We start from the raw sequence: 26,989 nt of genomic DNA, 5'->3' as shown, positions 1-26,989 counted from the left end.
ACAGATGAAGACAAATAATAAAGACAGATGAGGACAGATAATTAAGACAGATAAAGACAGATGAAGACAGATGAGGACAGATGAACTTCATGATGCTGTGCGCCCTCGCATCTTTGCGCGAAACTAAAAATATGGTTCATTTAGCCAAAAATTGTCCCAACCTAACCCCCAAATCCCTAATTAACCTTCATAGGGGTTGTCTAGCTTATCTACAGACACATTAACCGATAATGGTAAACGACCGGGATTTAAACGCGGTTCGGCCGCATAACCGACCGGTACTAAAACAGCAATGGCTATGTCTGGGTTATTCTCAGCACCAATTATAGCTTTGACCTGTTCTTCAATCCAACCATTCATAAAGCAGGTAGATAAACCCAGGCTTTCTGCGGCTAAGACTAAGTTTGTAGCAGCTATCATGGCATCTTTAATGGCGTATTCCCGGCGCTTGTCTCCTAACCCTGCTTGAAATTGGGGAATTGCATTTCTAAAATAATTCACCGTTCCCTCATTCCAGGCTCCTGTGGCTAACCCTTGTTCTAAAATCGGTGTTAAGTCCTTTTCTCCCGCAGCAGTGTCAGCAGCGAAAACAAAGGTAACGGGCGCTTGGATAATTTGCTTTTGATTCCAGGAAGCCGCGCATAATGCTTGTTTTTGCGTTTCCTCTTGAACTAATACTATTCTCCAAGATTGAACATTAAAACTACTGGGTGCGGCTACGGTTAATTCTACTAGTTGTTTGAGTAAGTCGGGGGAAATAGAATCTGGTTTGAAGGTTTTGATGGAACGGCGTTGTACTATGGCGCTAGGTACGTCTAATGCTTGGGTCTGGGTGCTGGAACTCACGGTATTCTCCTCTGTTTTGTCCTATTTAGGGTAACGCTTTTTTGTCCGCTGTTCAATTAACCTGTGGTTCGTTATTTGTTGATGGAATTACAGGGTATTTTTGATCACGCACAGACCCAGAGACGCGAGAAAGTAAATGCGAGGTTTTTATCTCTAATATCCCTGTTTTTTTAATTACTTCTCTCTGGTAATATACTTATCTAAGGTAGCAGCTAAAGTGGTTTTGGGAACAGCACCAACAACAGTATTAATTTGTCTTCCTCCTTTAAATACCATCAAGGTGGGAATGGTACGAATCCCGTAATGACTAGCAATAGTGGGATTTTGATCTGTATTGACTTTAACAACTTTCAATTGTCCTTCGTATTCTGTGGCTACTTCTTCGACTACAGGAGATAACATTTTACACGGACCACACCAGGGGGCCCAAAAGTCAACTAAAACGGGCGTTTCGTTTTCTAATACTTCTTGTTTAAATGTGGCTTCTGTTACATTCGTAATTGATGACATAAATCCTCTCTTTAGATTTAAGTTAGTAATTCGATAATATCTAATAAATAGGTGAGGAAATATGTCGCTAAGTTTAAATTTACTAAGTTTAAATTTGCTAAGTTTTTTATTATCTCTGTAGGTTGGGTTGAACGACAGTTAAACCCAACATTGATGAATTATACTTTTTGATTTTTAATTCTGTTCTACGGGACTAGAATTTTGATCAGCGCCACAATGATAACAATAAGGTAATCCTCTATAGGTCAAATTATGGCAATTATGGCATTCAATATATTGATCATAACCACAGTGGGGACAGTAACTATCTCGTGGACGAATTTTTTTGGCACAGCGAATACACCTTGATTCTTGAATTCTTTTAGTGGCCTGAATTTTGGTATTAAATACAACGGTTTGGAAAAATTTAATGATCCCAAAACCAAGTACAGGAATTACCAAAATATAAAGGTAACGCAGGAGGAAGATTAACCCTGCAAACAGACGATTAATGAGATTAGATAAATATTGAAATATGACACCAATTTGCAGAAATTCAAATATTTTTAGAACTAGAGGAATGAGAAATATAACTAGCAAATGCCAGCTTATGAGGCTTATTAATCCATATCCTTGGCGTTGACTCAAGTTATTAACCAATAATGCAACCAAAATCAAGGGCAGTAGGAAGATGGACTGAAATAGAAATTGAATGCTAGAATACCAAAATGATGCGTCTTGATGACCTTTTGCAACTTGGTTAAATTTAGTTTCGTCCTTGACAAAAGAGAGGAAATTAATACTCTCAGGTTTGTTCAGCAGTTGATTTTGTAGATTAGCAATTTCTTGTTTTAATACAGAAATATTGCGGTTATTTTGCGTTAATTCCTGTTTAGCTTTTTCCGCTTTTACTTGATTAATTGAATTACCTGAAGGCTGACCAGCAATTTTTTCTAAAAGTGTGGAATCGTATTGTTCACGAATTGTATTATTGGCCTGTTGGAGTTGATTAATCTTATTTTGTTTCTGATTGATACCGCTGATAATTTTCTGATTTTCAGGATTGTTTAGTTGATCTTTAAATTCTCCATAATTTAAACATATTGGCGAAACTTTACCCAAATGTCTGTTTTCTGCATCTTGATATCTTTGTTGAATTGTTTGCTCATTGCTACCATAAGGTAATCCACTGATCAGAAATTGATAATCTTTATTTGTCTTAGTATCTGCTTTATAATCGTTCCATTCAGAATAGCATGGATAAGACTGAGACGGGCTAAGATACCATTGACTAATATCATTTAAACCCGTAAAGACATTAATTAAAATGAAAATATCAACTAAAATAATTACTATCAAACTCACTTTATTTAGTGGTTCGTTGTTTACTGTGCGAGAATTATTGAAAAATCCGCTTAAAAGACTACGTATTCTATTAAACATATAACTATCCTGTATCTATTTAAGTTGATGGACTATCAAGAAACACAGCCTGATCCTGGGTGTTACTGAAATTAATTTACCATTTTCCTATGACTTTAGTAGTTTTTTTTGTTAAGTTTTATATACTTATTAAGTAGTTAGTTCTATCTTTGGTGAGTAAGTTAAATTCATTTAATTTCAGTATATTTCTAGTTTATGATTACTTATCTGCCAATGGCTGGATAATAGCTTGACAATACCCAAGTAAAGTATTAATTCGTTCTTCAATGGCTTTCAATCTAGCCTGTAGCGTTGTTGAATGCCTTGCCCCTTGGAGAAACATTATATCCACTTCCAAGAGTCGCAACTGTTTACTTATTTCCGTTTTATAGGACAGTTGCTGGGAATTGTCATCAACTAAGGGAACAATTTGCTGTAAAAAAAATGTTTGTAGATGGGTGAAATTTAACCGTAATTGATTAGTATTGAGTTTATCGGCTGTTATATGAGTTCGTAACTCGTCTATAAATGTTGCCAATTCCTGATATTTATCACAATTTAAAGACATTTGTTGCCAGTTAGGATAATATTAATGTCAAGAAAATTTTCTCATACAACTCAACTTTCTTTTTTGTTTGCTCAAAATCATCAGCCCTGAATTGTACTTTGGGGCTTGGTTTCTCGTCAATAGGTTTTTCTGATTATATTTGAAAGCAACTTGTAATGGATGATAAAACCATTAAGACATCATCTCTCTCGTCTTATCTCTAAGCCTCCAGGCAACAGCATCTATTTTATGGCGGTGCTGTCAATTTTAACTATCTTCCAACCTATCCACAAATTACCTTTTTGATTTTATGAGTAGTATAGCTATCAAACCTCCTACTGATGTCGTTCTCCCAGACTGGCTTAACAGATGTTTAATTGAACCTCCAGCACCCATACTGACGGAGGAAGAAGACCGAACGTATAACGGTAACGCTCTGATTTGTCGAGCATTTCAGTTTGCTTATGAATTACATGGGGGTCAAACCCGAAAATCTGGAGAACCTTATATTGCTCACCCTGTGGCTGTGGCGGAAATACTCCGTGAATTAGGTGGTAGTCCTGTTATGATAGCAGCGGGCTTGCTTCATGATGTAGTTGAAGATACAGAAGTTACAGGTGAAGACATAGAAGCACGCTTTGGATCAGAGGTGCGGCGATTGGTAGAAGGTGTTACTAAGCTGTCGAAAATTAATTTTACCAGCAAAACCGAAAGTCAAGCGGAAAATTTCCGGCGAATGTTTCTGGCTATGGCGCAAGATATTCGGGTAATTGTGGTCAAACTGGCGGACCGTTTGCATAATATGCGGACTCTTCAATATATGCCAGAATCTAGTCGTCAACGTAGCGCCCAGGAAACACGAGATATTTTCGCACCTTTGGCGAATCGTTTAGGAATTTGGCAAATTAAATGGGAATTAGAAGACCTAGCATTCAAATATTTAGAACCGGAGGCCTATCGAGAAACTCAGCAATGTGTGGCTGAAAAACGCACGGATAGGGAAGAAAAGTTACTTAAAGCTACGGAGACTCTGCGCCGTCGGTTACTGAAAGCGCGTATTAATTGTTTGGAAATTAGCGGTCGTCCTAAACACCTTTATAGCATTTATCAAAAAATGCGGCGGCAGCAAAAGGAATTTCATGAAATTTATGATTTGGCGGCGCTGCGAATTATTGTCCAAACTAATGAAGAATGTTATCGAGCTTTAGCGGTGGTTCATGATACTTTTCGTCCCATCCCTGGTAGATTTAAGGATTATATAGGTCTGCCTAAACCAAACAATTATCAATCTCTACATACTGGGGTAATTGGTTTGACAGGGCGACCCTTAGAAGTGCAAATTCGCACTCTGGAAATGCACCATATCGCGGAATACGGAATTGCTGCTCATTGGAAGTATAAAGAAACGGGTGGTTCTGAGAATACTAACTTAACAAGTTCTGATGAAAAATTTACTTGGTTACGCCAATTGCTAGATTGGCAAAGTGACTTAAAAGATGCTCAGGAATACTTAGATAGTGTGAAAGATAATCTCTTTGAAGATGGGGTTTATGTCTTCACTCCCAAGGGGGATGTTATTCCTTTAACTCCTGGTTCTACCAGTATAGATTTTGCCTATCGCATTCATACAGAAGTCGGAAACCACTGTGCAGGGGCGCGGGTAAATGGGCGCATTGTTCCCTTATCAACGCGATTGCATAATGGTGATATTGTTGACATTATTACCCAAAAAAATTGTCATCCCAGTTTAGATTGGTTAAATTTTGTTGGTACTTCGACGGCGAAGTATCGTATTAAACAATGGTATAAGCGATCGCGCCGAGAAGAAAATGTCGCCAGGGGACGGGATTTATTAGAAAAGGAATTGGGGAAAACTGGTTTTGAGAACTTACTCAAATCAGAGGCTATGCAGACTGTGGCGGAAAAGTGTAATTATCACAGTGTAGAAGATTTACTGGCTAGTTTAGGTTATGGGGAAGTTACTTTAAATTTAGTGCTGAACCGTTGGCGGGAAGTTGTTAAAGGTAAACAACCTGTTAGTGATATGATCCCATTTCTCGCCAAGGAATCAACAGCAAAAACTTCGCGCCAGGAAAAAACGGATTCATTATCTACATACCGTGCTAGTGATTCCCCTATTCTTGGGGTGGAGGGTTTAGTTTATCATATTGCTGGTTGTTGTACTCCCATTCCTGGGGAACCAATTGTGGGGGCTGTGACTAGGGGAAGAGGAATTTCTATACACCGCCAAGGCTGTCATAATCTAGGTCATGTTGAGTGTGAACGTTTAGTACCAGTGCGTTGGAACTCAGTTACAGAAAATCAAAGCCGTCCTTATACATATCCTATTAATATGCAAATTGAGGCATTGGATAGAGTGGGAGTATTAAAAGATGTACTATCTCGATTAAGCGACCAGGGTATCAATGTCCGTCACGCTCAAGTTAAAACTTCTTTGGGAGAACCGGCTTTAATTGATTTAGGAATTGATGTGCGCGATTGTCCTCAGTTGGAACGTTTATTTGTTCAACTTAAAAAAATGAGTGACATTATTAATATACGTCGTGTCTGTGAGGCTGACGACTGTGGATGAATTAAAAATTAATAAAGGGTATTGGGCGAATAGAATTCGCTACTACACAAGCAAAGTCCACCTCCGTGGACTAATTAAGGCTTAATGAGACTAAGTAGGTGAACGGAAAAAACCGACATAAGTAACGAAAAGTAAAGTTGCTCAAAACCTCTTCCCTCTTCCCTCTTACCTGTCCCCGTGGCGTAGCACCTGTCACCTGTTCCCTGTTCCCTGTTCCCTGTCCCCTGTTACCTGTTACCTGTTACCTGTTACCTGTTCCCTCTTCCCTGTCACCTGTTCCCTGTTCCCTGTTCCCTTGAACGACAATTGTTAACGCCAACCTACTTAGACAATTTCATTTAGGGTTTGTAATAGTTGATCTATTTCTTCAACTGTGTTATAATGGGCTAATCCTATCCGCAATAATCCACCAGATGTTTCTACATCTAATTTTTCTGTGAGGTTAATTGCATAAAAATTTCCGTACCAAACAAATATTCCCTTTTCTCCTAATATTTGGGCTATGGTTGCGGGCGTTTTTCCTGCTATGCGAATAGATACTGTTGGTGTGCGCCATTTAAATTGGCTGGGTTCTGTAATACCATATAAGCGTAAACCAGGGATTTTTAATAAGCCTGAAATTAGCTTTTTACTTAATTCTCTTTCATATTGTTGAATGGCTGACATTGCTGCTATTAAAGCTGCTCGTCGACTATGATAGGCTGATACTAATTGATGATTTTTTTGTTCTGGTGCTGTCAAAAATCGAGGACAATGGAAGGTAGTTAAACCTTCTCTGTCGGCTTCTATTAAGGAGGAAAGTAATTCATTATCTAAGTTTGGGGAAACATGACAACCTAATTTGGCTAAATAATTAATCGCTGCTATTAACCCGGCTAAACCTTCATGATTTAAAGTTCCTGTTTCCCATTTTGAGGGAATTTCTTCTGTTGCTGGTTTAACTTTATAAGGGGAAAATCTGGTTAAATGTTCTCTTTTTCCGTAGACAATTCCTACATGGGGTGCGAAGAATTTGTAAGCAGAACAGGCTAGAAAATCACAATCTAAATGATGAACATTAATCAGTCCATGGGGCGCGTAATGGACAGCATCAACATATACTAAAGCCCCGACATTGTGGGCTATTTTGACTATTTTACTAATATCATTAATTGTCCCCACGGCATTAGAAGCATAGGTAACTGCTACTAATTTGGTGCGGGAATTTATCTTTTTTTCTAAATCATGCCAATCTAAAGTACAATCAGAAGTATTGATATCAACAGCACGAATAATTACACCTTTTTCTGCTAAAGCATACCAAGGAGAAATATTCGCAGCATGATCTAAGTCTGTAACGATAATTTCATCACCAGCTTGTAATTCTCTACCAATAGCGCGACTCACAGAGAAGGTGAGAGTGGTCATATTTGCGCCAAATACTATTTCATCATTATCGCATCCTAAGAAGTCAGCGATCGCTGCTCTGGCGGAAATAATTAAAGCATCTGTTCGCAAACTTGTAGCAAAAGTACCATGAACATTCGCATTTGATCTAACTAAATAATCACTAATTGCGTCTAAAACTCCACCAGGAACTTGTGTTCCTCCTGGTCCATCAAAGAAAATTGCTGGCTTTTTGTTGATTGTTTGTGTCAGCGCGGGAAACTGAGAACGAATCCATTTTATATCTAGAGATTCCATAATTTTTCCCCTTTTTATGATTTTTGTTCCGCGTAAAGCTACAAGATGTGAGTATAGCAATTCTTGGTGGGTTGTGAATGGATTTTTTTTGAACGAACCTATTAGGACACGGAGGACTCAGAGGTGAAGGAAAAAAGAGGTATTCACGTCTGATTTAGAATCGCTATATATTAGCTTATATTTTACTCTAATATTTTACTCTAATATTTTACTCTAATATTTAATTTTTTTCTATGGGAAAAGCAACATTGGTTAAAATATTAATTGGGTTGATGTTTTTCATTAGTTCCATTTGTTGTTGATTTTTGACTAATAATGCACCTGCAAAACCTAGAGAATTTATGGAAATTTCTGCAAATTCTTCTTGTTTTCGCGGCACAATTAACATCCATTTCCGTGTAATTAAAAGATTATATGCTCCTGATTGTAAATTATTTTCTAGAGGTTTAATTCCCACCTTTCGCAGTAAAGTATGATATTTTTCTAAGGTTAATTTTGGACTTTCGCCGCTATGAAGATGAGTAAAAGCGTGTAAAAAGGGAAATTCTCGGATAGTTCCCATATTATTTTCTAATTTTGCAGTTTTTAAAAGTGGGGAAATAGGAATATCTGTTTCTGAAAAAGGGACAATTTGTAAATGTTTATGTGGTTGACTCGCACCAGCTAGTTTACCACCATTGTAAAATACTAAACCTTCAAATTCTCCTAAACAAGCCCACATTGCTGTAAAATCTTCTAGGGTGAGTAAGGTTTCTTGTTGTTCAAAAATGCGGGTGATAATTAACAAATGATTATCAACAACATTGAACTTATTTAAAATACAAACATGAGTAGGAGAGATATCCGTGACGAATAAATCTTGCTCGTAGGGTAAGAAAGGATTAAACTTTTTACCAGTCCTAGCAATTTGTTGTTCTTGTTTTTCTTTATCGGCTTGTTTGCGGTTGAGATTTGCTAAAATTCTGATCATAAATTTTATCCCATCTTGTTCGACAATTTCCAATTCCGTGGGTAGAGATTTTAACGCCCCAGAATTTAAAGCCAGTTCTGTTGTTTGCTTCACACTTGTCCATAAAGTACCTGGTACAAGTAGAATTTTTTCCTGATTATTAATATCTGCCAAAATTCACCTAATTAATAATACAAATTGACATCTCCCAAACTAACATACTTTTATCCTTAGCAGGGCTTTCTCATTCTCAAATCAGTATCAAATGGTATTAGCGACTAGGGGGGGCTAGAAGTCTACCCCACAATTATCAGCAGTCGCAAGCGACTAGGGGGGGCTAGAAGTCTACCCCACAATTATCAGCAGTCGCAAGCGACTAGGGCGGGCTAGAAGCCTACCCCACAATTATCAGCAGTCGCAAGCGACTAGGGCGGGCTAGAAGCCTACCCCACAATTATCAGCAGTCGCAAGCGCGGGCTAGAAGCCCACCCCACAATTATCAGCAGTCGCAAGCGACTAGGGCGGGCTAGAAGCCTACCCCACAATTATCAGCAGTCGCAAGCGACTAGGGCGGGCTAGAAGCCCACCCCACAATTATCAGCAGTCGGGTATGTTCTTCTCTACCGACAATATAAAGTATCTCTTGTGTCTCTACCTGTTACAGGATTAGTACCTTTAGCTACTTTACATAATTTATTGTTTTCATCTCGACGCAGTAGCACATCTGTAAAATCAGCACCATCAATTATAGCACCATCAAATTTAGCATTAGCGGCAAATGCGCCTTCTAAAATGGCGTTTGTTAAATTGGTTTTTATCAGACGGGCGGAATCTAATGTAGCGTTAGTTAGGTTAGCTGCTTGTAAATTTGCTGATTCTAGATTAGCAGCAAAAAAACTTACACCTGTTAAATTGGAGTTACTAAAATTACTGTAGCGGAGATTGGCTTTAGTAAAACTAGAGTCTCTTAAATCACGTCCAGAAAAATCAGCACTGATGAGAATTTCTTTGTTATATTCCAGTGCTACAGCAGGGGGGACGATAGCGATGAAAGCGGTGGTGGAAATCATCACCCAAAGTAATAAACTGAATATACTTGTCCAGTTTTGATGTGTATTATTCATGGTATTGTTATTGAATGGCTAATTCTTCTCCATTTAATTATGCAGATATTGGTAACATAGGTGAAGACCTAGTAGCCAAATGGTTACAATCTACAGGTTGGAAAATTTTACACCGTCGCTTTTGGTGTCGCTGGGGAGAAATTGATATTATTGCCCAATATCAAGACACAACGGTGGCATTTATAGAAGTTAAAACCCGGAGTTCCGGTAATTGGGATGAATTGGGTAAAAACGCCATTACTCCCGAAAAACAAGCAAAAATCTGGCAAACGGCGGAAATATTTTTAAGTGAATATCCTGAAAAAGCTGATTATTATTGTCGCTTTGATATAGCCCTTGTTCATTATCAACCTACATCAAAAAAGCTGATAAAAAGGGCAGTTATTGAAGAAGTCTCTCTGGCTAGTTTATCGGTGTCTGGATATGATTTTCAGCTGCAAGAATATATTCTGGCAGCTTTTGACCAACAAATAATATGAGATCAGAATTATTGTCCATTCTGTGATACTACACAAACAGTTTTGAATTTTCAGTTTTAAATTGTTTAAGCCAGTGTTTCTGGACAGTAGCCTAAACCACGCACAAACTGTTGTCTAAATGCTTCAATTTCTTCTCTTTCAGGATTTCCATGGGAAACAATTGCTACTTGATAACGACCCATTACGTCTACAGGGGTTTGTCCAGCTTCTAAACTCCACAGTGCCATTTGTACTCTCATTGGTGGTTGGTAGTTAATGCCTAATTCATTCAAAAATGCCCGAAAATCACCATCTTCCTGGGGTGAAAGCACTTCTTTAAATTTGATTCTGACTACCCAACCATTAATTTGATGAATTATACTAACAAAGGAAATAAGGGTTTCCTTTCTAGCGTGGAGGTGTTGAACGATTCTCAGTGTGAGACTGGCATTGGCCAAGTAATATAAGTATTCGCTCATGGTGTGAAGGATCAAAGCTAATTTTACCTCTCTATCTTCCCTAATCAAGCCCAGTTCCCGGTAGGGTAAAAGCCCCCGTTTTTCTATGGGGAGATTTACCCATTAATTCCCCTTAATGAAAATCAAGTAACAAATAGTATAAGCAAAATTGCAGAAAATGTCTAGTCTAGAAGTACAGGATGTGAATTTAGATTGTTCGTTATCTAGTTATGACTACGAACTTCCACCAGGACTAATTGCTCAAAACCCTGCTGTTCCTAGAGATAGTTCCAGGTTATTGGTTGTAAATTCTCTTAAAAATCCTCATACTATACCAGTTTCTCATCATATTTTCCGTGATTTACCGGAATTGCTGCAACCGGGTGATTTGCTGGTAATGAATAATACGAAAGTGATTCCCGCTCGGTTGTACGGATGTAAGTCTACTGGTGCGGAAGTCGAGGTGTTACTATTGGAAGAACGACAGCATAATTGCTGGTTGGCTTTGGTGAAACCTGGTAAGCGGTTTAAGATAGGCAATGAAATTATTTTTACAGCAGGAGGAGAGGAAAATCAACAGACATTAAGGGCGACGGTGGTTGAATCAGATCCACAAACCGGGGGGCGATTATTGCAGTTTGATTTGCCGCCAGCAGTGCCTTTAGTCCAGGTATTAGGCAAATTTGGCGAAATTCCCCTCCCACCTTATATCACGGCCTCTACCGCTGCTAATGAACAGTATCAAACGGTGTATGCTCAGGAAGCAGGAGCGATCGCTGCGCCAACAGCAGGACTACATTTTACACCGGAGTTACTAGAAAGATTGCGGGTTTGTGGCATTAATCAAGCCTTTATTACTCTTCATGTTGGTGTCGGTACTTTTCGCCCAGTAGAAGTAGAAGATGTGACTACTCACGCCATGCACGAAGAATGGATAGAGGTTTCTGCTGATACCGTTGAGCAAATTCGGGCTACTCAAGCTGCGGGAGGACGCATTATTGCGGTGGGGACAACAGTGGTGAGAGCGTTGGAAGGAGCGGCGCAATTGGGGGATTTACAGCCATTTATGGGGAAAACAAACTTATTTATTTATCCTGGCTATAAGTGGCAAGTTGTGGAGGGTTTAATCACCAATTTTCATTTACCCCGTTCTAGTTTGTTGATGTTGGTTAGTGCTTTAATTGGTAGAGAAAGGTTACTAGATATTTACCAAGAAGCGATCGCCTCTGAATACCGCTTTTATTCTTTTGGGGATGCCATGGTGATCCTACCAGCAGATAAAAAGAAAAGCATAAAATTACATGAGACCTCTGGTGAAAATTAATTAAATATGTGTTTTCCAAAAGCGATACAAAAAAGCTAACATAAGCTAACAATTACCAGCTTTTTCTTCCTGAAAGTGTCGGCACTATGTAGAGATGTTCCATGGAACGTCTCTACCACGGTCAACCTGACCGCTTAACTGGCATTGAATCATGTCGGGGATTAACACTGAGTAATTTAACGTGAGATGTAGTTTGAGTGAGTATAAAGCAGATAAATTTAATTATACCACCAATAATGGCTTTTTTTTGACATACGAAAAAGTGGGAATTTTGGAGTGTTCATTGGCGATACATAACTATATAGTTCTTATTACTGAGTAAATAATACCAATACCAGGACTTACGCAACTGGCACATTGGTAAGGTGAATCAGACTGCAAAAATCCTTGATCAACTCAAAAATCAATGATCAGTAAATCAATGAATATCAATCAATATCAGCCAATTGTCCTGGGATTTTCCGCCATGGTTTTGGCTTCTGCTGTGAGTCTTCCTGCACAAGCCGTTAATATACTCAAAAATGGTAATCTAATTCCCAGTCAAACGATACAAGATGCCTCTCCAAATAACACTTATCGTATTCAGGGTCAGGGCACATATACAAACAACGTCATCCCAGACTGGATTATTTTCAACCATTCCAGTGCCGTTTATGGAGCTATAACGCCACCTGGTACTGCCGTCGGTAGTGGGAGTGCACCCGGACTACCGGGTGCATTTGCGTTAAATGTTGCACCTGGACAGACTGTTAATTCTCCTACTGGTGCCCCAGCATGGTTCTTTAATTTCGACGGAGACACACAGTATGGACCGAGATTGAGTCAACAATTGACTGGCCTTACCGTAGGGAAAAACTATACCGTCAGCTTTTATCAGGCAGGAGCATCCATTAACCCTGGAGGTTATACCAATATTTACAACACACCCACATGGGATCAATTCCAGGTTACTTTTGGTAACGAAGTTAAATGGGCTCCTCGGATCGACATGGCTCTTTACGAGAACGTTCGACCCTGGGAGAAAATAACCATGGACTTCACAGCCACTAACACAAGCCAATTGCTGAGTTTCTTCAACGTAGGCGGTCCAGGTGGACAACCTCCTATAGCACTCTTGACAAGCGTAACAGTCGACGACGGAACGCCACCTCCTACGGCTGTTCCCTGGGAAACAGACGCGCTTCCTTTAGTGGGTGCAACCATGGTATTTGGGGCTGGCGTTTTTGTCAAAAGAAAAATTGCCCAAGGGAAAATCAAGAACCTTAATTTTGAACCTTGAACGATACAAAAAAGCTAACATAAGCTAACAATTACCAGCTTTTTCTTCCTGAAAGTGTCGGCACTATGTAGAGATGTTCCATGGAACGTCTCTACCACGGTCAACCTGACCGCTTAACTGGCATTGAATCATGTCGGGGATTAACACTGAGTAATTTAACGTGAGATGTAGTTTGAGTGAGTATAAAGTAGAAAAAATTTAAAGAACATATTGATAAATTTTATTGGAAACCTGTTTTCACAGTCTAGCTCGTATTATGTGGCATCAAGTGGTGGTGCGCCAATTGAAAAACTAAAGCAATATATCAAGGAACAAGACGCACCAACGAAGTAAATAGAATAGAAAGATTAGAATAGAAAGATTGGTTATTTCCGCTTCGCTACAATAACCTGCTCTAACCCCTACCATAAGGGTACATTGAGGGTAGGGACTGCCGCGAGAAGTTCAAATTGGTAAACGATTAATATCTTTGTTGCAACCAATTACTACCATTGCAGAACCTTTTTCCAAACGTTTAGTTGGTTCAGGATTAATGATAAATTTACTATCATGACTTACGGCCAACATATTTAAACCATAACGGTTACGAAGTTGAAGTTCAGCAATAGTTTTTCCATGAAATTCATCAGGAACAATTAACTCCACAATGCTATTATCTGGGTCAAGATCAAATCTTTCTAAAATTCCTGGTTTAGTAAGTGTTCGTGCTAAAGCACAACCGGCTTCATATTCAGGAAATACTACATGATCTGCTCCCACTCGTTGTAATAATTTATGGTGAACTTCACTAGAGGCTTTTGCCACTACGTGAGGTACACCACCTTCTTTTACATTTAAAGTAGTAATAATACTTTCTTGAACGTAGTTACCAATGGCGACAATTACGGTATCAAATTCAAAAATTCCGGCTTCTTTTAGTGCTGCTGGTTCAGTTGAATCTAGTTGTAAAGCATGACCGACTATTTGCTCATTTAAAGCCTCAGAAACTCGTTTTTCGTCAACATCTGTGGCTAATACTTGATAACCTAAATTATGCAATGTTGAACAAACAGAACGACCAAAACGACCTAAGCCAATGACAGCAAATTGGTGATTGTCTTTACGTAAACTGCGGAGAAATTTTAATGATGAAAGATTCATAATGGGTAATGGGTAATGGGTAATTGGTAATGGGTAATTGGTAATGGGTAATTGGTAATTATCCAACCAGGAGATTTTCTTCAGGATAATGAATTCTACTAGGACGAGGATCACCTAGTATGGATGACATTAATAGTAAGATACCAACTCGACCAATGTACATGGTGAGAATTAAAATTAATTTGGCTGTGGTAGAAACAGTAGCTGTAATACCTGTAGAAAGTCCCACTGTACCAAAGGCTGATACTACTTCAAAGAGAATCTGAATAAAGGGAAATTCCGGGTCGGTAATACTAATTAAAACCGTGGAAACAATCACAGTTGCTAATGAACCAAATACTACACCTACTGCTTTTAAAATTAATGATACGGCAATTTTGCGATTATATAATAATACCTCCTCTTTACCTTGCAAAATTGCCTTTGTACAACTGGTAATCACTCGTAAAGTTGTGGTTTTAATTCCTCCTCCTGTACCTCCAGGACTTGCACCAATAAACATGAGCGCAATCATAATGAACAATCCAGCATTGGTCATTTTGCCAATGTCAATACTATTAAAACCAGCAGTTCTGGTGGTAACTGACTGAAACCAAGCGACTAATATTTTTCCGGTTAAATCTAATTTTCCAAAGGTGCTATTATCTTTAATTTCTATCATCAAAAGAGCAATTGTTCCTAGCACTAATAATATTAAGGTTGTGCTAGTAGCCACTTTAAAATCTAGGGAAAATATTAAACAACTATTTTTTCTGATCAAACGATTACTTTGATAAGTAAAGCTATCTCTTAACCACAAATACATATCCAAAATTACCTGATAACCAATACCTCCAAAAATAATTAATGTGCCAATTGTTAAAATCACTAAAGGAGAAGATTGATAACTGATTAAATTGTCTTTAAATAGACTAAAGCCAGCATTATTCCAAGCACTAACACTATGAAAAATTGCTAACCAAGTTCCTTCTTGCCAACCTTTTTCCGGGACAAAGGCTATCATTAGTAGTAATACTCCCGTAAGTTCAAATAATAGGGTAGTTGCAATAATGGAACGGATAATTTGAGCGCTTCCACTCATCCCTGGACGATCTAAAGCTTGTTGAATTGCTACTTTTTGTCGCAAATCAAATTTTCTGCCTATTAATAACATCAAAAATGTGGTAGTTGTCATATAACCCAAACCACCAATTTGGGCTAAAAGAGCAATAAACAATTGACCTAAAAAGGAAAAATCAGTACCAGTGTCTACCACAGCTAAACCTGTAACACAAACTGCGGAAGTTGAAGTAAATAATGCCACAATGGGATCATTCCAATTCCCGTTACCAGTAGAAAAAGGCAAGGTTAAGAGAATTGTTCCCAAGAGAATGACAGCGATAAACCCTAAACAAATTGTCCGAGCAACGGTCATAAATAATTAAAAATCAATTAAAAATCAATTAAAAATCAAGAAAATTTGTGCATTTAGGTTATTTTTGAGATTCGCAAGGTAGAATTGATCAGTTACTCCCAGGCAAAAATATCCCTATCTAATTAAAAACATAGATGGTAGCCTAAGAATAAGTTTTTTCTTTTCAGTTTCTTATGTTATCTTTATTTATCAAATAATGAGTCAAATACTTTACAAACAAATTCAGGAATTTTACGACGCTTCCTCCGGGTTGTGGGAGCAGATTTGGGGTGAACATATGCACCACGGTTATTATGGTGTAGATGGTAAACAGGTGAAAGAACGCCGTCAAGCACAAATTGATTTAATTGAAGAACTGCTAAAATGGGCAGATGTTCACGGTGCTAAAAATATCCTTGATGTGGGTTGTGGAATTGGTGGTAGTTCTTTATACTTGGCTGAAAAGTTTGGGGCAAATGCCACGGGAATTACATTGAGTCCTGTACAAGCCGCTAGAGCCATGGAAAGGTCTTTGGCAATGAATTTGAGTCAAAAGACTAGATTCATGGTGGCCAATGCCCAGGAAATGCCCTTTGATGACGATTCTTTTGATTTGGTCTGGTCACTGGAAAGCGGTGAACATATGCCGGATAAAACTAAGTTTTTGCAAGAGTGCTATCGCGTGTTAAAACCGGGTGGGACTTTGATTATGGTGACATGGTGTCATCGGAATACGGATAAGTCAGCACTGACAGCGGATGAACAAAAGCACTTAGAGGACATTTATAGGGTCTATTGTTTACCTTATGTAATGTCTTTAGCGGAGTATGAAGCGATCGCTTGGCAATTACCATTAAATAATATTCGCACTGCTGATTGGTCAACCGCAGTTGCACCTTTTTGGAATGTAGTAATTGATTCAGCTTTCACGCCCCAAGCATTTATCGGTTTATTAATGGCGGGTTGGAGTACAATTCAAGGAGCATTATCTTTGGGGTTAATGCGTCGAGGTTATGAAACTGGGTTAGTTCGCTTTGGTTTATTACGCGGGACAAAGTAAGTCCAATTCTTTCAGATGGTGCAAATAAAAAAGAGCAAAAAATGAATCAATTTTATCAACAAAGTTCTGCTGTTTCTCCAAAAAGTTGGTTTTATTCTTTTTGGAAATTTTCCCGTCCTCATACGATTATGGGAACAAGTTTGAGTGTTTTGGGTTTATATTTAATTACCCTGGGTGTTACTTCTACAAGTTTTTCTGGTTTGCATATTGGGCAAATTTTAGCAACATGGATTGCTTGTATAAGTGGTAATATTTATATTGTTGGTTTGAATCAATTGGAAGATATTGATATTGATAAAATCAATAAACCTGATTTACCTTTAGCTGCGGGAGAATTTACGAGAGGACAAGGACAATTAATTGTTATTATTACTGGTATTTTGGCTTTGGCTGTAGCATGGCTAACTGGACCTTTTTTAATGGGAATGGTAACAATAAGTTTAGCAATTGGTACGGCTTATTCTTTACCACCAATTCGGTTAAAACAGTTTCCTTTTTGGGCTGCTTTATGTATTTTTTCCGTGCGGGGAACGATTGTTAATTTAGGTTTGTTTTTGCATTTTAGCTGGGTATTGCAAAGAAGCCAAGGTATTCCCAGTGCAGTTTGGGCTTTAACTGTTTTTATCTTGGTATTTACATTTGCGATCGCAATTTTCAAAGATATTCCTGATATGGAAGGAGATAGGGTTTATAATATCACAACTTTTACCCTCCAACTTGGACAACAAAAAGTATTTAATCTGGCTCTTTGGGTATTAACTATCTGTTATGGAGGCATGATTTTAGTAGGATTATTTCAGCTTGCGGAAGTTAATACTATTTTTGTTGTAATTACCCATACATTAACTTTAATTGTTTTATGGTGGCAAGGTGCAGGAGTTGATTTACAAGACAAAAAAGCCATTACTAATTTCTATCAATTTATCTGGAAATTGTTTTTCATTGAATATCTACTTTTTCCCGTCTCTTGTTTATTAGCTTAAAATTTGGCTTAAAATCATGTTAGAAACATTTTCTATTTCATCTAATTCATCTAATATTTTCGCAATTTTTGTAGTCATTGTTGGTCTGGCTATTCTTGGTTATTTGAGTATCAAAACATTGATTACTTCTAATTTATTTCAGCAAGGTATCAATTTTTATCAAGCCAAAGATTTTGAAAATGCCGAAATAGCTTTGAGAAAAGTTATTGCTATCAATTCTACCAATGATATGGTACGTTTGTTGTTAGGAGATATTTTAAATGAAAAGGGGCAAATTACCGCAGCCAAAGCGTTATTTTGTGAAGTAATTGATAGCAGTCCTAAAAATCCTGATGCTTATTTACGTTTAGCAAATATTCTCATGCAGGAACAACAGGAAGCAGAAGCAAAAGCTAATTTAGTCACAGCAAAAGAGTTATTGCAAAAACAGCGTCAACCAGAAAGAGCGAAAAAGGTTAGTGTTTTGTTAGATAAAATGATGGCTAAAAATATCTGATAGCAAAGCGTGGCGTAGCCATATTATGATTTTTAGGATTATTACAGTTGATTTGATTTATACAGGACTTACGCAAAATATCTCTCAAATCCTCATTTCTCCGTGACCTCTGTGCCTCTGTGGTTCGTTATTCCATGAATCTTGCGTAAGTCCTATTATACTATGATTTGAGCTTGAAATTTCGTCAGGAGAAATATCAAAATGCTTCAGTCTATTACGGCCAAGGATGTGACGCTACGGGAATTAAAGCAAAATTTTGGCATTCAAATCGTTCAAGATGCTACTTTTTTTCCTGAGTGGTTGGATGGGCTTGAGGCTTTGAACAAAGAAGAGCAACATTTATTAGATCGGGTGAAGGCTAATTTTTTAGAATTGATGGATGATCCCCCAATGCTAGAAAATACAGTGAAGATGGTGGTACTTGCGCCCTTGTTAGATTTAGCTGGTTTTTATCATAAACCGTTTAGGATTGAAACAGAAACGGGTGTGGCTTTAGAAATGGAGGATGAAGGAACGATTATTCGGGGGCGGATTGATGTTTTGGTGTTAAAAAATCGGCTTTGGTTGTTGGTAATTGAATCAAAACGGAGTGATTTTGCGGTGACACGCGAAATTCCTCAAGCTTTGGCTTATATGTTGGGTAATCAGGAAACTGTGCTACCAACCTTTGGCATGATTACCAATGGTAATGAGTTTTTATTTTTAAAGGTATTGGAACATAAATATGCTAATTCACGGCTGTTTTCTTTGGTAAATCCTGATAATGAGCTTTATAGTGTGTTACAGGTATTAAAACGTTTGGGAACGGAGGCGATCGCCTTCAGTGAGACATAGGAATCGCTAATGGTTAAGAATATTTATTGCATCTTTATATCCTATCTTCCGGGATTATATTGGTAAAAAAATTCTTCAGAATCCATTTTTTGTTGGTTTTCATAGATACTCAACCGTTTTGCAACCGCAACTAAAGCATCTAATGGTGATGTGTATTGAATAGTTTGTTTACGCATTGTCTTTTTCAATTATGGATATAAATTTAAAATAACATAACCTCAGCCTCCCACTTTTAAAACATCCTCTCAGATAAAATCAAAAAAGCTATCAAAAACATTAAAAATTAAACCATCCCTTTCCCTTTATTTATTTACTTCCTTATTATCCCCTCTCACAAATTGTTGAAAATCTTCTATGGTTGGTTCTTCTAATTGATATTTTTCAGTAGTGTAATCTCCATAACCTACTTCAAATTGTTGAATAAAGCGTAACATTCCTACAACTCCCAAGGATTCAATTAATGCTTGATATCCTTGTTGTCTAATTTCTGTTAGTTTCATCTGTTTCCTCCTGTAAAATGTTCATTAACCAAACAACGGGGTTTTCTGCTTTAATGGTAATCAAATCTGGATACTTTTTAGCTTTTCTTAATAATCTGTCATCGGTGTATCATAACGAAAAATTAGGTAATTATGTTCGTTTTGAAAATGGTAACGGTAATCGAGAAATTGTAATTGATTGTTTGCGACTACGATAGCTTCGTTTATTTCTAGCAAATGTGTTTGATGGAAACGCAATCGAATTTTGATATTAGCTCGGTTGGGAGTTAAAATTTCCTCTTCGTAACGTTCGACATAAACATTACTGTACATAAGAACTACCTGCTCAACTTGATTGAAGTCATCAGATAGAATATTAGGCAGCATAGTTAAATCTTTGATCTAGTTCCTGACGTAAAGCAAGGTAATGACGGTAATCATTTGCCCATTCTATAAATAGGGCATCATCTGATAATATACCTTGATTATATTGGTAAAAAAATTCTTCAGAATCCATTTTTTGTTGGTTTTCACAGATACTTAATCGTTTTGCAACCGCAACTAAAGCATCTAATGGTGATGTGTATTGAATAGTTTGTTTACGCATTGTCTTTTTCAATTATGGATATAAATTTAAAATAACATAACCTCAAAATATAATACAGCAAGTAGCTTTGAGTGAAGTACACTTTGTGCGGGCAAGACTTGTACTGAGTTTGGTCGAAGTATGCCCGCACCACAAGAGTTTTATCATTAATATCTGTACTTCATAATACCGGGAACTGCTGTAATTATAGGAAATGTTGGGTTTCCTGGTGTCAACCCAACCTACTTATTAAAAATATTTGAAAGTGTAAAAAATTAAAGAATCCCTGCACCAGAAACTACCAACCGAAAACCGTTGTCTTTGTTCCTGCGGTCTCCACTATTGTAGCTGCGACTGGCCGAACGGCAATAAGAAGGATTAAGATACCACTGACCACCACGCAGCACACGGTTGTTATTGTTACTCATCCAAGCAATACTACTATTAGGCCAAATAGGCGCGTTTATATAGTTTTCATGCCAACCGTCTTCACACCACTCCCAGACATTTCCGTGCATATCATACAAACCAAAAGCATTAGGGGGAAATTTTCCTACTTCTGTGGTTTGTCCATACTTATTACGATGATTGACTAAATCGGTGGTAATGGTATCACCGAAGTAGTAGGGAGTTGTGGTATTAGCTCTACAAGCATATTCCCATTCTGCTTCACTGGGTAAGCGATATAATTTACCTGTAGCTTTACTTAGTCTAACACAAAATTCCTGTGCGTCATGCCATGATACATTTTCAACTGGAAGATTTGCACCTTGGAAGTGTGAGGGTTTAGACCTTAAATCAATTTTCACTTTGGGTAAATATGCTACCCTTTCCCATTGGGCTTGAGTAACAGGGTATTTTCCCATGTAAAAGGGTTGAATGGTAACTTGATGTTGGGGTCTTTCTCTATCATATCCTTGTCCTTCCGGTGAACCCATGAGGAATTTTCCCCCAGGTATTGCCACCATTTCTAAAACTACACCATTTCCTAGATTTTCATTTTGGTGAGGATAAACTGGTGGTTTTACTGGTGGAGAAATAAATTGTAAAAATTGCTGGTAGGAATTAGGAGAAACTGGTAGTTGTGGGGCGATAATTGTCGGTGGAATTTGTTGTATTTGCAATGCTGATAAAACCTCGTATGCTGATTGAAACCGATTAATCGGTAAATCCTGCAACATTTTATCTAAAACTATTTCCAACTCCTGACTCACAGAAACATATTGTTTCCATATCCACTGCATTCTCATGGAATCAAATATTAAATCATCACCGTCAGCTTTGGGAAAATATCCTGTTAATAAACGAATACAAGTTACAGCCAAACTATAAAGATCACTATTGGGAAAAACCATCCCGCGAAATTGTTCTGGTGGTGCATATCCCGGCGTTCCCGTAATCGTTCCCACTCTAGTCAGAACAGTTCCCCCAACTTCTTTAGAAACTCCAAAATCAATTAGGAATAAAGCATCAGTTTGGGAACTTTTAATAATATTTTCTGGTTTAATATCTCGGTGAATGACTTTATTATCATGGACAAATTGTAAAATAGGTAATAATTCAACTAATATCTGTTTAACTTCTGACTCGCTGAATTTTCCTTTTTGTTGTAATTCATCTAAGAGATTTTTACCTTCGATAAATTCCTGAATTAAATATAGTCTTCCTTCTTGGGGAAAGAATGCGAGTAAATCAGGAATATGTGAATGTTTTCCTAAATCTCGCAGTCGAAAAGCTTCTTGTTTAAATAACTCTGTCGCTTTTTCTAAAGCCGCACTTCCCGACTGTTGGGGTAAAAATTGCTTAATTACACAGGGAGTATCTAATCTTTGTTTGTCTACTGCTAAAAAGGTTCTCCCAAAGCCACCTTCACCAATTACCCGCACACTACGATATCGTTCTTGCAATATTAGTTTACTTCCACAACGTTGACAAAATATCGTGTCCGGTGGATTTCGCTGTAGACAGTCGGGGTTAAGACATTGACTCATAGATACTCGTTGGGGCTAATCGTTTGAGTATAATTATACAATATTTTCCATTTTTACCCCAAACCTAATTAATTCACCGCAAAATCACTATATTTTCTTCTGGTTGGTGAATGAAATGCTAAAACAATATCTTGTTTTGGTACTCCTAATTCTAATAAATCTTGAGCAATTCTTCTTTCAGTTCCATTGTGTTGTATCCAAATTTTACCATCTTTAATATCAATATGTAGCATGATTCCATGAATGCGTTTTTCTCCATTCCATCCCACAGTCATTAATTGATAATGATTATGTTCTTTATCAATAATTACCTGTAATTCTACATCTCCATAGGATGGTTTATATTGACTATATTCTTTGAGAATACTTTCAATATAATGCCGATACTTTTCTAATTTATCCATTGAGATATTACCTCCTCGTCAATATTATAAACAATAATTTTTAACTGATAATCAATAATAGCTATCTGAGTAAATTCTAGCTTGAAAAAACTTTCATAAATATCAAATGGGACAGCTAAATATAAAATTCTTTCTGGTTCTTGCCGTCGTAAAATTAAGCGATAATTCAGCAGTTGTCCAAGAGCTTGATGAAAGTCAGAAATTGTGGAATCACCAAGAAAACTTTTGATCTCAACAGCTATTTTTTCATTGTCTTTTTGGGCTGCAAGCATTTTTTCTGCACCCAAATCAACATATAAATCTACTCCTCCAAATTGAATAAATAATGGATCATTTGTAATTGTCCATCCTTCTTTAATTAAAGCATTTTTGACAACATCGTGAAATTTGTCTTTAGCCATTATTTATATTTTTACTATTAAGTAATCTATGATACTTATTGGGGATGGGATATAAGCAACACAAGTACCATTGTGATCAGGACGAATAACTGTGGTGTAGTCTTGTAAAGACCTGATAAGGATTATATCATGTTTGAGTTACTTTATTATAATAAAACAACCTTTATTTAGGAGTAATTACTAAACATGATTATAAAAATGGGTAAAGTCTATCTTGTTGGTGCTGGACCTGGAGATGTGGCCTATTTAACAGTTAAAGCCTATCGTCTTTTACAAACTGCTCAAGTATTAGTCTATGATGCTTTAGTTGATAGTCAATTATTAGATTGTGTCCCTGGTAATTGTCTAAAAATAGATGTTGGTAAACGCGGTGGTCAACCTAGCACTTCCCAAACTGAAATTAACGATTTACTGGTAAAATATTGTTTAGAAGGTAAACAAGTTATTAGACTAAAATCAGGAGATCCTTTTATATTTGGTCGCTGTCTTTTAGAAATTGCAGCTTTAAAAACAGCCGGTTGTGATTTTGAACTCATTCCCGGAATCTCTTCGGCATTAGCAGCACCATTATTAGCGGGAATTCCCCTCACAGATAACGTTCTTAGTCGTTGTTTTGCAGTCTGTACAGCCCATGAACCAGATACTTTAAACTGGGAAGCATTAGCAAGCTTGGAAACCTTAGTAATTTTGATGGGAGGAAAAAATTTACCAGAAATAATCCATCAAATGATAAAATATGGAAAATCCTATTCTACACCCATTGCTATTATCCGTTGGGCTGGGACACCAAACCAACAAATCTGGACAGGAGAACTGGAAAATATTCTCCAGCAAACCGCTGGTTTATCTCTCTCTCCCGCAGTTATAGTTATTGGTGAAGTTGTGAGATTACGCGATTACTTGTAATCTAACTATAATCTAAAAAAATCTCCTCTTTGCGTCTTTGCTCCTTTGCGTCTTTGCGCGAAACCAAAAATTATTAATGCAACAACCGTGAATTACAATCTTTCCCCCCTCGCTGGTAAAACCATCTTAGTTACCCGTTCCGTCGGTCAATCAAATCAATTTAGCGATCGCTTAACCTCCGCAGGTGCTAAAGTAATAGAAATGCCAACTTTGGAAATTGGACCTCCTAGTAGTTGGGAAGCTTTAGATCAGGCAATTTTACATTTATCAACTTTCAATTGGCTAATTCTCACCTCTAGTAATGGGGTAGAATACTTTTTTCAAAGATTAGCAAAATCTGGTCAAAATCAAAATGCTTTATCTGGGGTAAAAATTGCTGTTGTTGGTGAAAAAACAGCCCAAAGTTTGCAAAAACAAAATATACAAGCGGATTTTATTCCTCCTGACTTTGTTGCTGATTCTTTAGTGGAAAATTTTCCTGAATTACTAACAGGTAAAAAGATATTATTTCCTAGGGTTGAAAGTGGTGGCAGAGAGGTGTTGGTTAAAGAATTAACGGCCAAAGGTGCGGAAGTAATTGAAGTTCCCGCTTATGAATCTTGCTGTCCTCAAAATATGCCAACTGCGGCTGAATATGCTTTAGTTAATAATACCATAGATATCATTACTTTTGCGAGTTCTAAAACTGTGCTATTTTTCTCCCAATTAACAGCACCTATTTTTACCTACAACCCGGAAATTTTAGCCAGGGTTTCTATAGCTTCCATTGGTCCTCAAACTTCAAAAACTTGTCATTCTATCTTTGGCAGAGTGGATATTGAAGCGGAAGAATATACTTTAGAAGGTTTAACAAATGCTATTATTAAGTATGTAATCAAAGAATCACGAACCACAGAGGCACAGAGATCACAGAGGGATGTATTTAATCACTAATGAATAAAAATTTAATTGGTTTAACTGGTGGTATTGCGACGGGTAAAAGTACAGTTGCTCATTATTTGGCTACGGTTTACAATTTACCGATTTTAGATGCAGATATTTATGCGAGAGATGCTGTGTCTCTTGGTTCTCCTCTTCTATCAAAAATTGTAGGAAAATATGGTAAAGATATTATATTAAATGATGGTAATTTAAATCGAGGAAAATTAGGAGAAATTATTTTTAATCTTCCCCAAGAACGTCATTGGGTAGAAAGTTTAATTCATCCTTATGTTAGAAATTGCTTTGATCAAGCTATTAAGGAATCATCTGCAAATACTTTAATTTTAGTCATTCCTCTCTTATTTGAAGCCAATTTAGAGAGCTTAGTTAATCAAATTTGGGTTGTATCTTGTTCTGAACAACAACAACTAGAAAGATTAATGGCAAGAAATAATTTAACAGCAGAACAAGCAGCAGCAAGAATTAATAGTCAATTACCCATTGCTGAAAAAATCGCCCGTGCTGACGTAAATTTAGATAATTCTTCTAATTTAGAATCCCTTTTACAACAAATAGATATGGTGATAAAAAAGGGTATTTAAAAACCCCTTATTTTCCTTTGCGTCTTTTCTCCTTAGCGACTACCCCTGCGGGATATCTAAAAGAGATTGCGCGAAACAAAATTTAACTTTCTCCCCCCACTACAACATCCTTAATTCGCAAACTCGGACCACCGCAACCCACTGGTAAACCATTTTGTCCACCTTTACCACAACCCCCGGATTCATCCCAGTAAAAATCATCACCAATGGCTTCTATATCTGCGAGGGTTTGGAAGACGTTACCGGAAAGGGTAACATCTTTTACGGGTTCAGCAATTTTCCCGTTTCTAATCATCCAAGCTTCCCCAGCAGTGAAAGTGAACATTTCCCCATTCGTCATTCCACCTAACCAATTTTGGGCATAAACTCCTTCTTTGATATCAGTAAATAAGTCGGGGACTGGGGTTTTCCCGCGTTCAATCCAGGTATTTGTCATTCTGACAATGGGTGAAAAGTGATAATTGAGACAACGAGCATTACCCGTGGGTTGCTCCTCTAATTTACCAGCAGTTTCACGGGAATGCAGTCTACCAACTAATATACCATCCTGAATTAGCTGGGTAGTCGTTGCGGGTGTACCTTCATCGTCGTAAAAATAACTACCGCGATGTCCTTCGGGTACAGCACCATCAAATATTTGCAGTTCTTCGGGTCCAAAACGTCTTCCTAAAGTCATAACTTCGAGAATATCCGGGTTTTCATAGGCCATGTCCGCTTCGGAAAGATGTCCGAAGGCTTCATGAACAAATAAACCAGTGAGAATGGGATCAATCACTACGGTGTAAGTGTTGCCTTTGACTGAAGGTAATGATAAAGACGTAACTGCTCTTGCTGCTGCACTTTTAACTTGTTTGTCTAAATTAGTTAGGTCTTCGTAGGCTTTGCGAGAACCAGTAGTTTCTCTGCCGGTTTGTACTGTGTCTCCATTCCTGGCTGTGGCTGCAAAGCGCATTTCCATATCTACCCAAGATTGGTCAATGAAAGTCCCTTCAGATGTGATAATAATTACTCTTTGGCTGCTGTCACTATAACGGACGGAAGTAGTAGTAATACGGCTATCTAATGTTTTCATTAATTCCGTATAGCGATCGCATAATTGTTTTTTCTGCTTCAGCGAAACTTGACGGGGATCAGTACCCAAGATCGGTAATTGACATACTGCTTGGACAGGATCAATAGGTGCGAGTATAGTTTCTTCATCACCAATTATCCGGGCTGCGACGATGGCTTCTTCTATGCGGTCTTCAATGGTTGCTAATTTATTAAAACTACTTAATCCCCAGCCACCTTTATAACAAGTACGAATCTGGCCACCAATAGAAATACCCTCACTGAGAGTTTCCACTTGCTCACCACGTAAGACAATATCTGTTCCTTGGGATTCTTCTAAGCGAATCATCAAATAGTCCACACGGGAAGAGTAACGGGAAATTAAATCTGAGAGGAGATTTTGAACATCAGTAAGTTTGGTTGTCATTGCAAAATTCACTATCAGTAGGTTGGCGTTAAAAATTGTCGTTATGACAAGGGAACAGGGAACAGGGAACAGGGAACAGGTTTTGGGCAACTTTACTTTTCGTTACTTATGTCGTTTTTTTCCGTTCACCTACTTAAACTACAT

General features: G+C 37.6%; 26 protein-coding genes and 3 pseudogenes. 11 read left to right on the top strand and 18 right to left on the bottom strand.

Annotated features, from left to right (window positions below; all coding sequences use genetic code 11):
* Nucleotides 1-180: 180 nt before the first annotated feature.
* The 4 genes from FFO06_RS03275 to patD form a co-directional block, all read right to left on the bottom strand.
* The gene (locus FFO06_RS03275; protein WP_028088820.1) at nucleotides 181-846 is read right to left on the bottom strand and encodes a nitroreductase family protein; all 666 of its coding nucleotides are present in this window, start codon (nucleotides 844-846) and stop codon (nucleotides 181-183) included.
* Between the two features lie 174 nt (nucleotides 847-1,020).
* A complete protein-coding gene (gene trxA / locus FFO06_RS03270; RefSeq protein ID WP_028088821.1) occupies nucleotides 1,021-1,356 on the bottom strand; it encodes a thioredoxin in 336 nt (111 codons plus the stop codon).
* 174 nt (nucleotides 1,357-1,530) lie between these two features.
* A complete protein-coding gene (locus tag FFO06_RS03265; RefSeq protein WP_137906738.1) occupies nucleotides 1,531-2,778 on the bottom strand; it encodes a hypothetical protein in 1,248 nt (415 codons plus the stop codon).
* A gap of 199 nt (nucleotides 2,779-2,977) precedes the next feature.
* Nucleotides 2,978-3,325 carry a heterocyst frequency control protein PatD gene (gene patD / locus FFO06_RS03260; protein WP_137906737.1) on the bottom strand — a complete coding sequence of 116 codons (348 nt, stop codon included), beginning with the start codon at nucleotides 3,323-3,325 and terminating at the stop codon, nucleotides 2,978-2,980.
* Nucleotides 3,326-3,614: 289 nt separating this feature from the next.
* Between patD and FFO06_RS03255 the strand changes: the two genes are divergently transcribed.
* Complete coding sequence (locus tag FFO06_RS03255; RefSeq protein WP_137906736.1) at nucleotides 3,615-5,897, top strand: RelA/SpoT family protein; 2,283 nt, start codon at nucleotides 3,615-3,617, stop codon at nucleotides 5,895-5,897.
* Between the two features lie 324 nt (nucleotides 5,898-6,221).
* Here FFO06_RS03255 and FFO06_RS03250 read toward each other — a convergent pair whose 3' ends face one another.
* The 3 genes from FFO06_RS03250 to FFO06_RS03240 form a co-directional block, all read right to left on the bottom strand.
* On the bottom strand, nucleotides 6,222-7,580 hold the full coding sequence (locus tag FFO06_RS03250; protein ID WP_190371165.1) for a cysteine desulfurase-like protein: 1,359 nt from the start codon (nucleotides 7,578-7,580) through the stop codon (nucleotides 6,222-6,224).
* A 220-nt stretch (nucleotides 7,581-7,800) separates the two neighbouring features.
* Nucleotides 7,801-8,703, bottom strand: coding sequence for an ATP adenylyltransferase family protein (locus tag FFO06_RS03245; protein ID WP_236097057.1), 903 nt, complete (start codon nucleotides 8,701-8,703; stop codon nucleotides 7,801-7,803).
* 446 nt (nucleotides 8,704-9,149) lie between these two features.
* Nucleotides 9,150-9,653, bottom strand: coding sequence for a pentapeptide repeat-containing protein (locus FFO06_RS03240; protein WP_137906735.1), 504 nt, complete (start codon nucleotides 9,651-9,653; stop codon nucleotides 9,150-9,152).
* Nucleotides 9,654-9,667: 14 nt separating this feature from the next.
* On the opposite strand from FFO06_RS03240, the gene FFO06_RS03235 reads away from it, so the two are divergent.
* The gene (locus FFO06_RS03235; RefSeq protein WP_137906734.1) at nucleotides 9,668-10,132 is read left to right on the top strand and encodes a YraN family protein; all 465 of its coding nucleotides are present in this window, start codon (nucleotides 9,668-9,670) and stop codon (nucleotides 10,130-10,132) included.
* A gap of 65 nt (nucleotides 10,133-10,197) precedes the next feature.
* Here the strand turns inward: FFO06_RS03235 and FFO06_RS03230 are convergent, their stop codons facing one another.
* On the bottom strand, nucleotides 10,198-10,590 hold the full coding sequence (locus FFO06_RS03230; protein WP_137906733.1) for a hypothetical protein: 393 nt from the start codon (nucleotides 10,588-10,590) through the stop codon (nucleotides 10,198-10,200).
* Between the two features lie 157 nt (nucleotides 10,591-10,747).
* Between FFO06_RS03230 and queA the strand changes: the two genes are divergently transcribed.
* From queA to FFO06_RS21825, 3 genes and pseudogenes are all read left to right on the top strand, one after another.
* Complete coding sequence (queA, locus tag FFO06_RS03225) at nucleotides 10,748-11,893, top strand: tRNA preQ1(34) S-adenosylmethionine ribosyltransferase-isomerase QueA (RefSeq protein WP_137906732.1); 1,146 nt, start codon at nucleotides 10,748-10,750, stop codon at nucleotides 11,891-11,893.
* 421 nt (nucleotides 11,894-12,314) lie between these two features.
* Nucleotides 12,315-13,172, top strand: coding sequence for a hypothetical protein (locus FFO06_RS03220; protein ID WP_137906731.1), 858 nt, complete (start codon nucleotides 12,315-12,317; stop codon nucleotides 13,170-13,172).
* 191 nt (nucleotides 13,173-13,363) lie between these two features.
* A pseudogene (locus FFO06_RS21825) lies at nucleotides 13,364-13,505 on the top strand (transposase); the annotation flags it as partial.
* 111 nt (nucleotides 13,506-13,616) lie between these two features.
* Here the strand turns inward: FFO06_RS21825 and FFO06_RS03210 are convergent.
* Both FFO06_RS03210 and FFO06_RS03205 read right to left on the bottom strand, forming a co-directional pair.
* Nucleotides 13,617-14,312, bottom strand: a complete 696-nt coding sequence (locus FFO06_RS03210) for a potassium channel family protein (protein ID WP_137906780.1) — start codon at nucleotides 14,310-14,312, stop codon at nucleotides 13,617-13,619.
* A gap of 58 nt (nucleotides 14,313-14,370) precedes the next feature.
* Entirely contained in the window at nucleotides 14,371-15,726 is a 1,356-nt protein-coding gene (locus FFO06_RS03205) for a TrkH family potassium uptake protein (RefSeq protein ID WP_137906730.1), read from the bottom strand.
* A 196-nt stretch (nucleotides 15,727-15,922) separates the two neighbouring features.
* Between FFO06_RS03205 and FFO06_RS03200 the strand changes: the two genes are divergently transcribed.
* The 4 genes from FFO06_RS03200 to FFO06_RS03185 all read left to right on the top strand — a co-directional run bounded on the left by FFO06_RS03200 (nucleotide 15,923) and on the right by FFO06_RS03185 (nucleotide 19,078).
* Nucleotides 15,923-16,765 carry a methyltransferase domain-containing protein gene (locus FFO06_RS03200; RefSeq protein WP_137906729.1) on the top strand — a complete coding sequence of 281 codons (843 nt, stop codon included), beginning with the start codon at nucleotides 15,923-15,925 and terminating at the stop codon, nucleotides 16,763-16,765.
* Between the two features lie 41 nt (nucleotides 16,766-16,806).
* Nucleotides 16,807-17,748, top strand: a complete 942-nt coding sequence (locus tag FFO06_RS03195) for a homogentisate phytyltransferase (protein ID WP_137906728.1) — start codon at nucleotides 16,807-16,809, stop codon at nucleotides 17,746-17,748.
* Between the two features lie 16 nt (nucleotides 17,749-17,764).
* Complete coding sequence (locus tag FFO06_RS03190; RefSeq protein WP_137906727.1) at nucleotides 17,765-18,244, top strand: tetratricopeptide repeat protein; 480 nt, start codon at nucleotides 17,765-17,767, stop codon at nucleotides 18,242-18,244.
* A gap of 201 nt (nucleotides 18,245-18,445) precedes the next feature.
* On the top strand, nucleotides 18,446-19,078 hold the full coding sequence (locus FFO06_RS03185) for a type I restriction enzyme HsdR N-terminal domain-containing protein (protein WP_137906726.1): 633 nt from the start codon (nucleotides 18,446-18,448) through the stop codon (nucleotides 19,076-19,078).
* A gap of 47 nt (nucleotides 19,079-19,125) precedes the next feature.
* Here the strand turns inward: FFO06_RS03185 and FFO06_RS22245 are convergent.
* From FFO06_RS22245 to FFO06_RS03150, 7 genes and pseudogenes are all read right to left on the bottom strand, one after another.
* Nucleotides 19,126-19,254 (bottom strand): annotated as a pseudogene (locus FFO06_RS22245) (antitoxin TumA); the annotation flags it as partial.
* Between the two features lie 126 nt (nucleotides 19,255-19,380).
* Entirely contained in the window at nucleotides 19,381-19,578 is a 198-nt protein-coding gene (locus FFO06_RS03180) for a hypothetical protein (RefSeq protein ID WP_137906725.1), read from the bottom strand.
* Between the two features lie 87 nt (nucleotides 19,579-19,665).
* Complete coding sequence (gene tumE, locus FFO06_RS03170) at nucleotides 19,666-19,944, bottom strand: toxin TumE (protein ID WP_236097056.1); 279 nt, start codon at nucleotides 19,942-19,944, stop codon at nucleotides 19,666-19,668.
* Entirely contained in the window at nucleotides 19,934-20,164 is a 231-nt protein-coding gene (gene tumA, locus FFO06_RS03165) for an antitoxin TumA (RefSeq protein ID WP_137906724.1), read from the bottom strand. Before tumA ends, tumE begins: the two co-directional genes overlap by 11 nt.
* A gap of 254 nt (nucleotides 20,165-20,418) precedes the next feature.
* Nucleotides 20,419-22,134, bottom strand: a complete 1,716-nt coding sequence (locus FFO06_RS03160) for a bifunctional serine/threonine-protein kinase/formylglycine-generating enzyme family protein (protein ID WP_137906723.1) — start codon at nucleotides 22,132-22,134, stop codon at nucleotides 20,419-20,421.
* A 68-nt stretch (nucleotides 22,135-22,202) separates the two neighbouring features.
* Nucleotides 22,203-22,538 (bottom strand): XisI protein, encoded by a 336-nt coding sequence (locus tag FFO06_RS03155; RefSeq protein WP_137906722.1) that lies wholly within the window; start codon nucleotides 22,536-22,538, stop codon nucleotides 22,203-22,205.
* Nucleotides 22,526-22,942, bottom strand: coding sequence for an element excision factor XisH family protein (locus FFO06_RS03150; RefSeq protein WP_137906721.1), 417 nt, complete (start codon nucleotides 22,940-22,942; stop codon nucleotides 22,526-22,528). The genes FFO06_RS03155 and FFO06_RS03150 overlap by 13 nt, the downstream gene beginning before the upstream one ends.
* A 183-nt stretch (nucleotides 22,943-23,125) precedes the next feature.
* Between FFO06_RS03150 and cobA the strand changes: the two are divergent.
* Both cobA and coaE read left to right on the top strand, forming a co-directional pair.
* Nucleotides 23,126-24,778: pseudogene (cobA, locus tag FFO06_RS22525) on the top strand (uroporphyrinogen-III C-methyltransferase).
* Nucleotides 24,778-25,368: a dephospho-CoA kinase gene (gene coaE / locus FFO06_RS03135; RefSeq protein WP_137906720.1), complete on the top strand. Its 591-nt coding sequence runs from the start codon at nucleotides 24,778-24,780 to the stop codon at nucleotides 25,366-25,368. The pseudogene cobA and the gene coaE overlap by 1 nt, the downstream one beginning before the upstream one ends.
* A gap of 82 nt (nucleotides 25,369-25,450) precedes the next feature.
* Here coaE and FFO06_RS03130 read toward each other — a convergent pair whose 3' ends face one another.
* Nucleotides 25,451-26,845 (bottom strand): TldD/PmbA family protein, encoded by a 1,395-nt coding sequence (locus FFO06_RS03130; RefSeq protein ID WP_137906719.1) that lies wholly within the window; start codon nucleotides 26,843-26,845, stop codon nucleotides 25,451-25,453.
* Nucleotides 26,846-26,989: the final 144 nt, after the last annotated feature.

This window comes from Dolichospermum planctonicum (genome assembly GCF_005402965.1).
Lineage (GTDB): Bacteria > Cyanobacteriota > Cyanobacteriia > Cyanobacteriales > Nostocaceae > Dolichospermum > Dolichospermum planctonicum.
The sequence above is the reverse complement of the archived record's forward strand: the minus strand, read 5'-3'. Positions and strand labels throughout refer to the sequence as shown.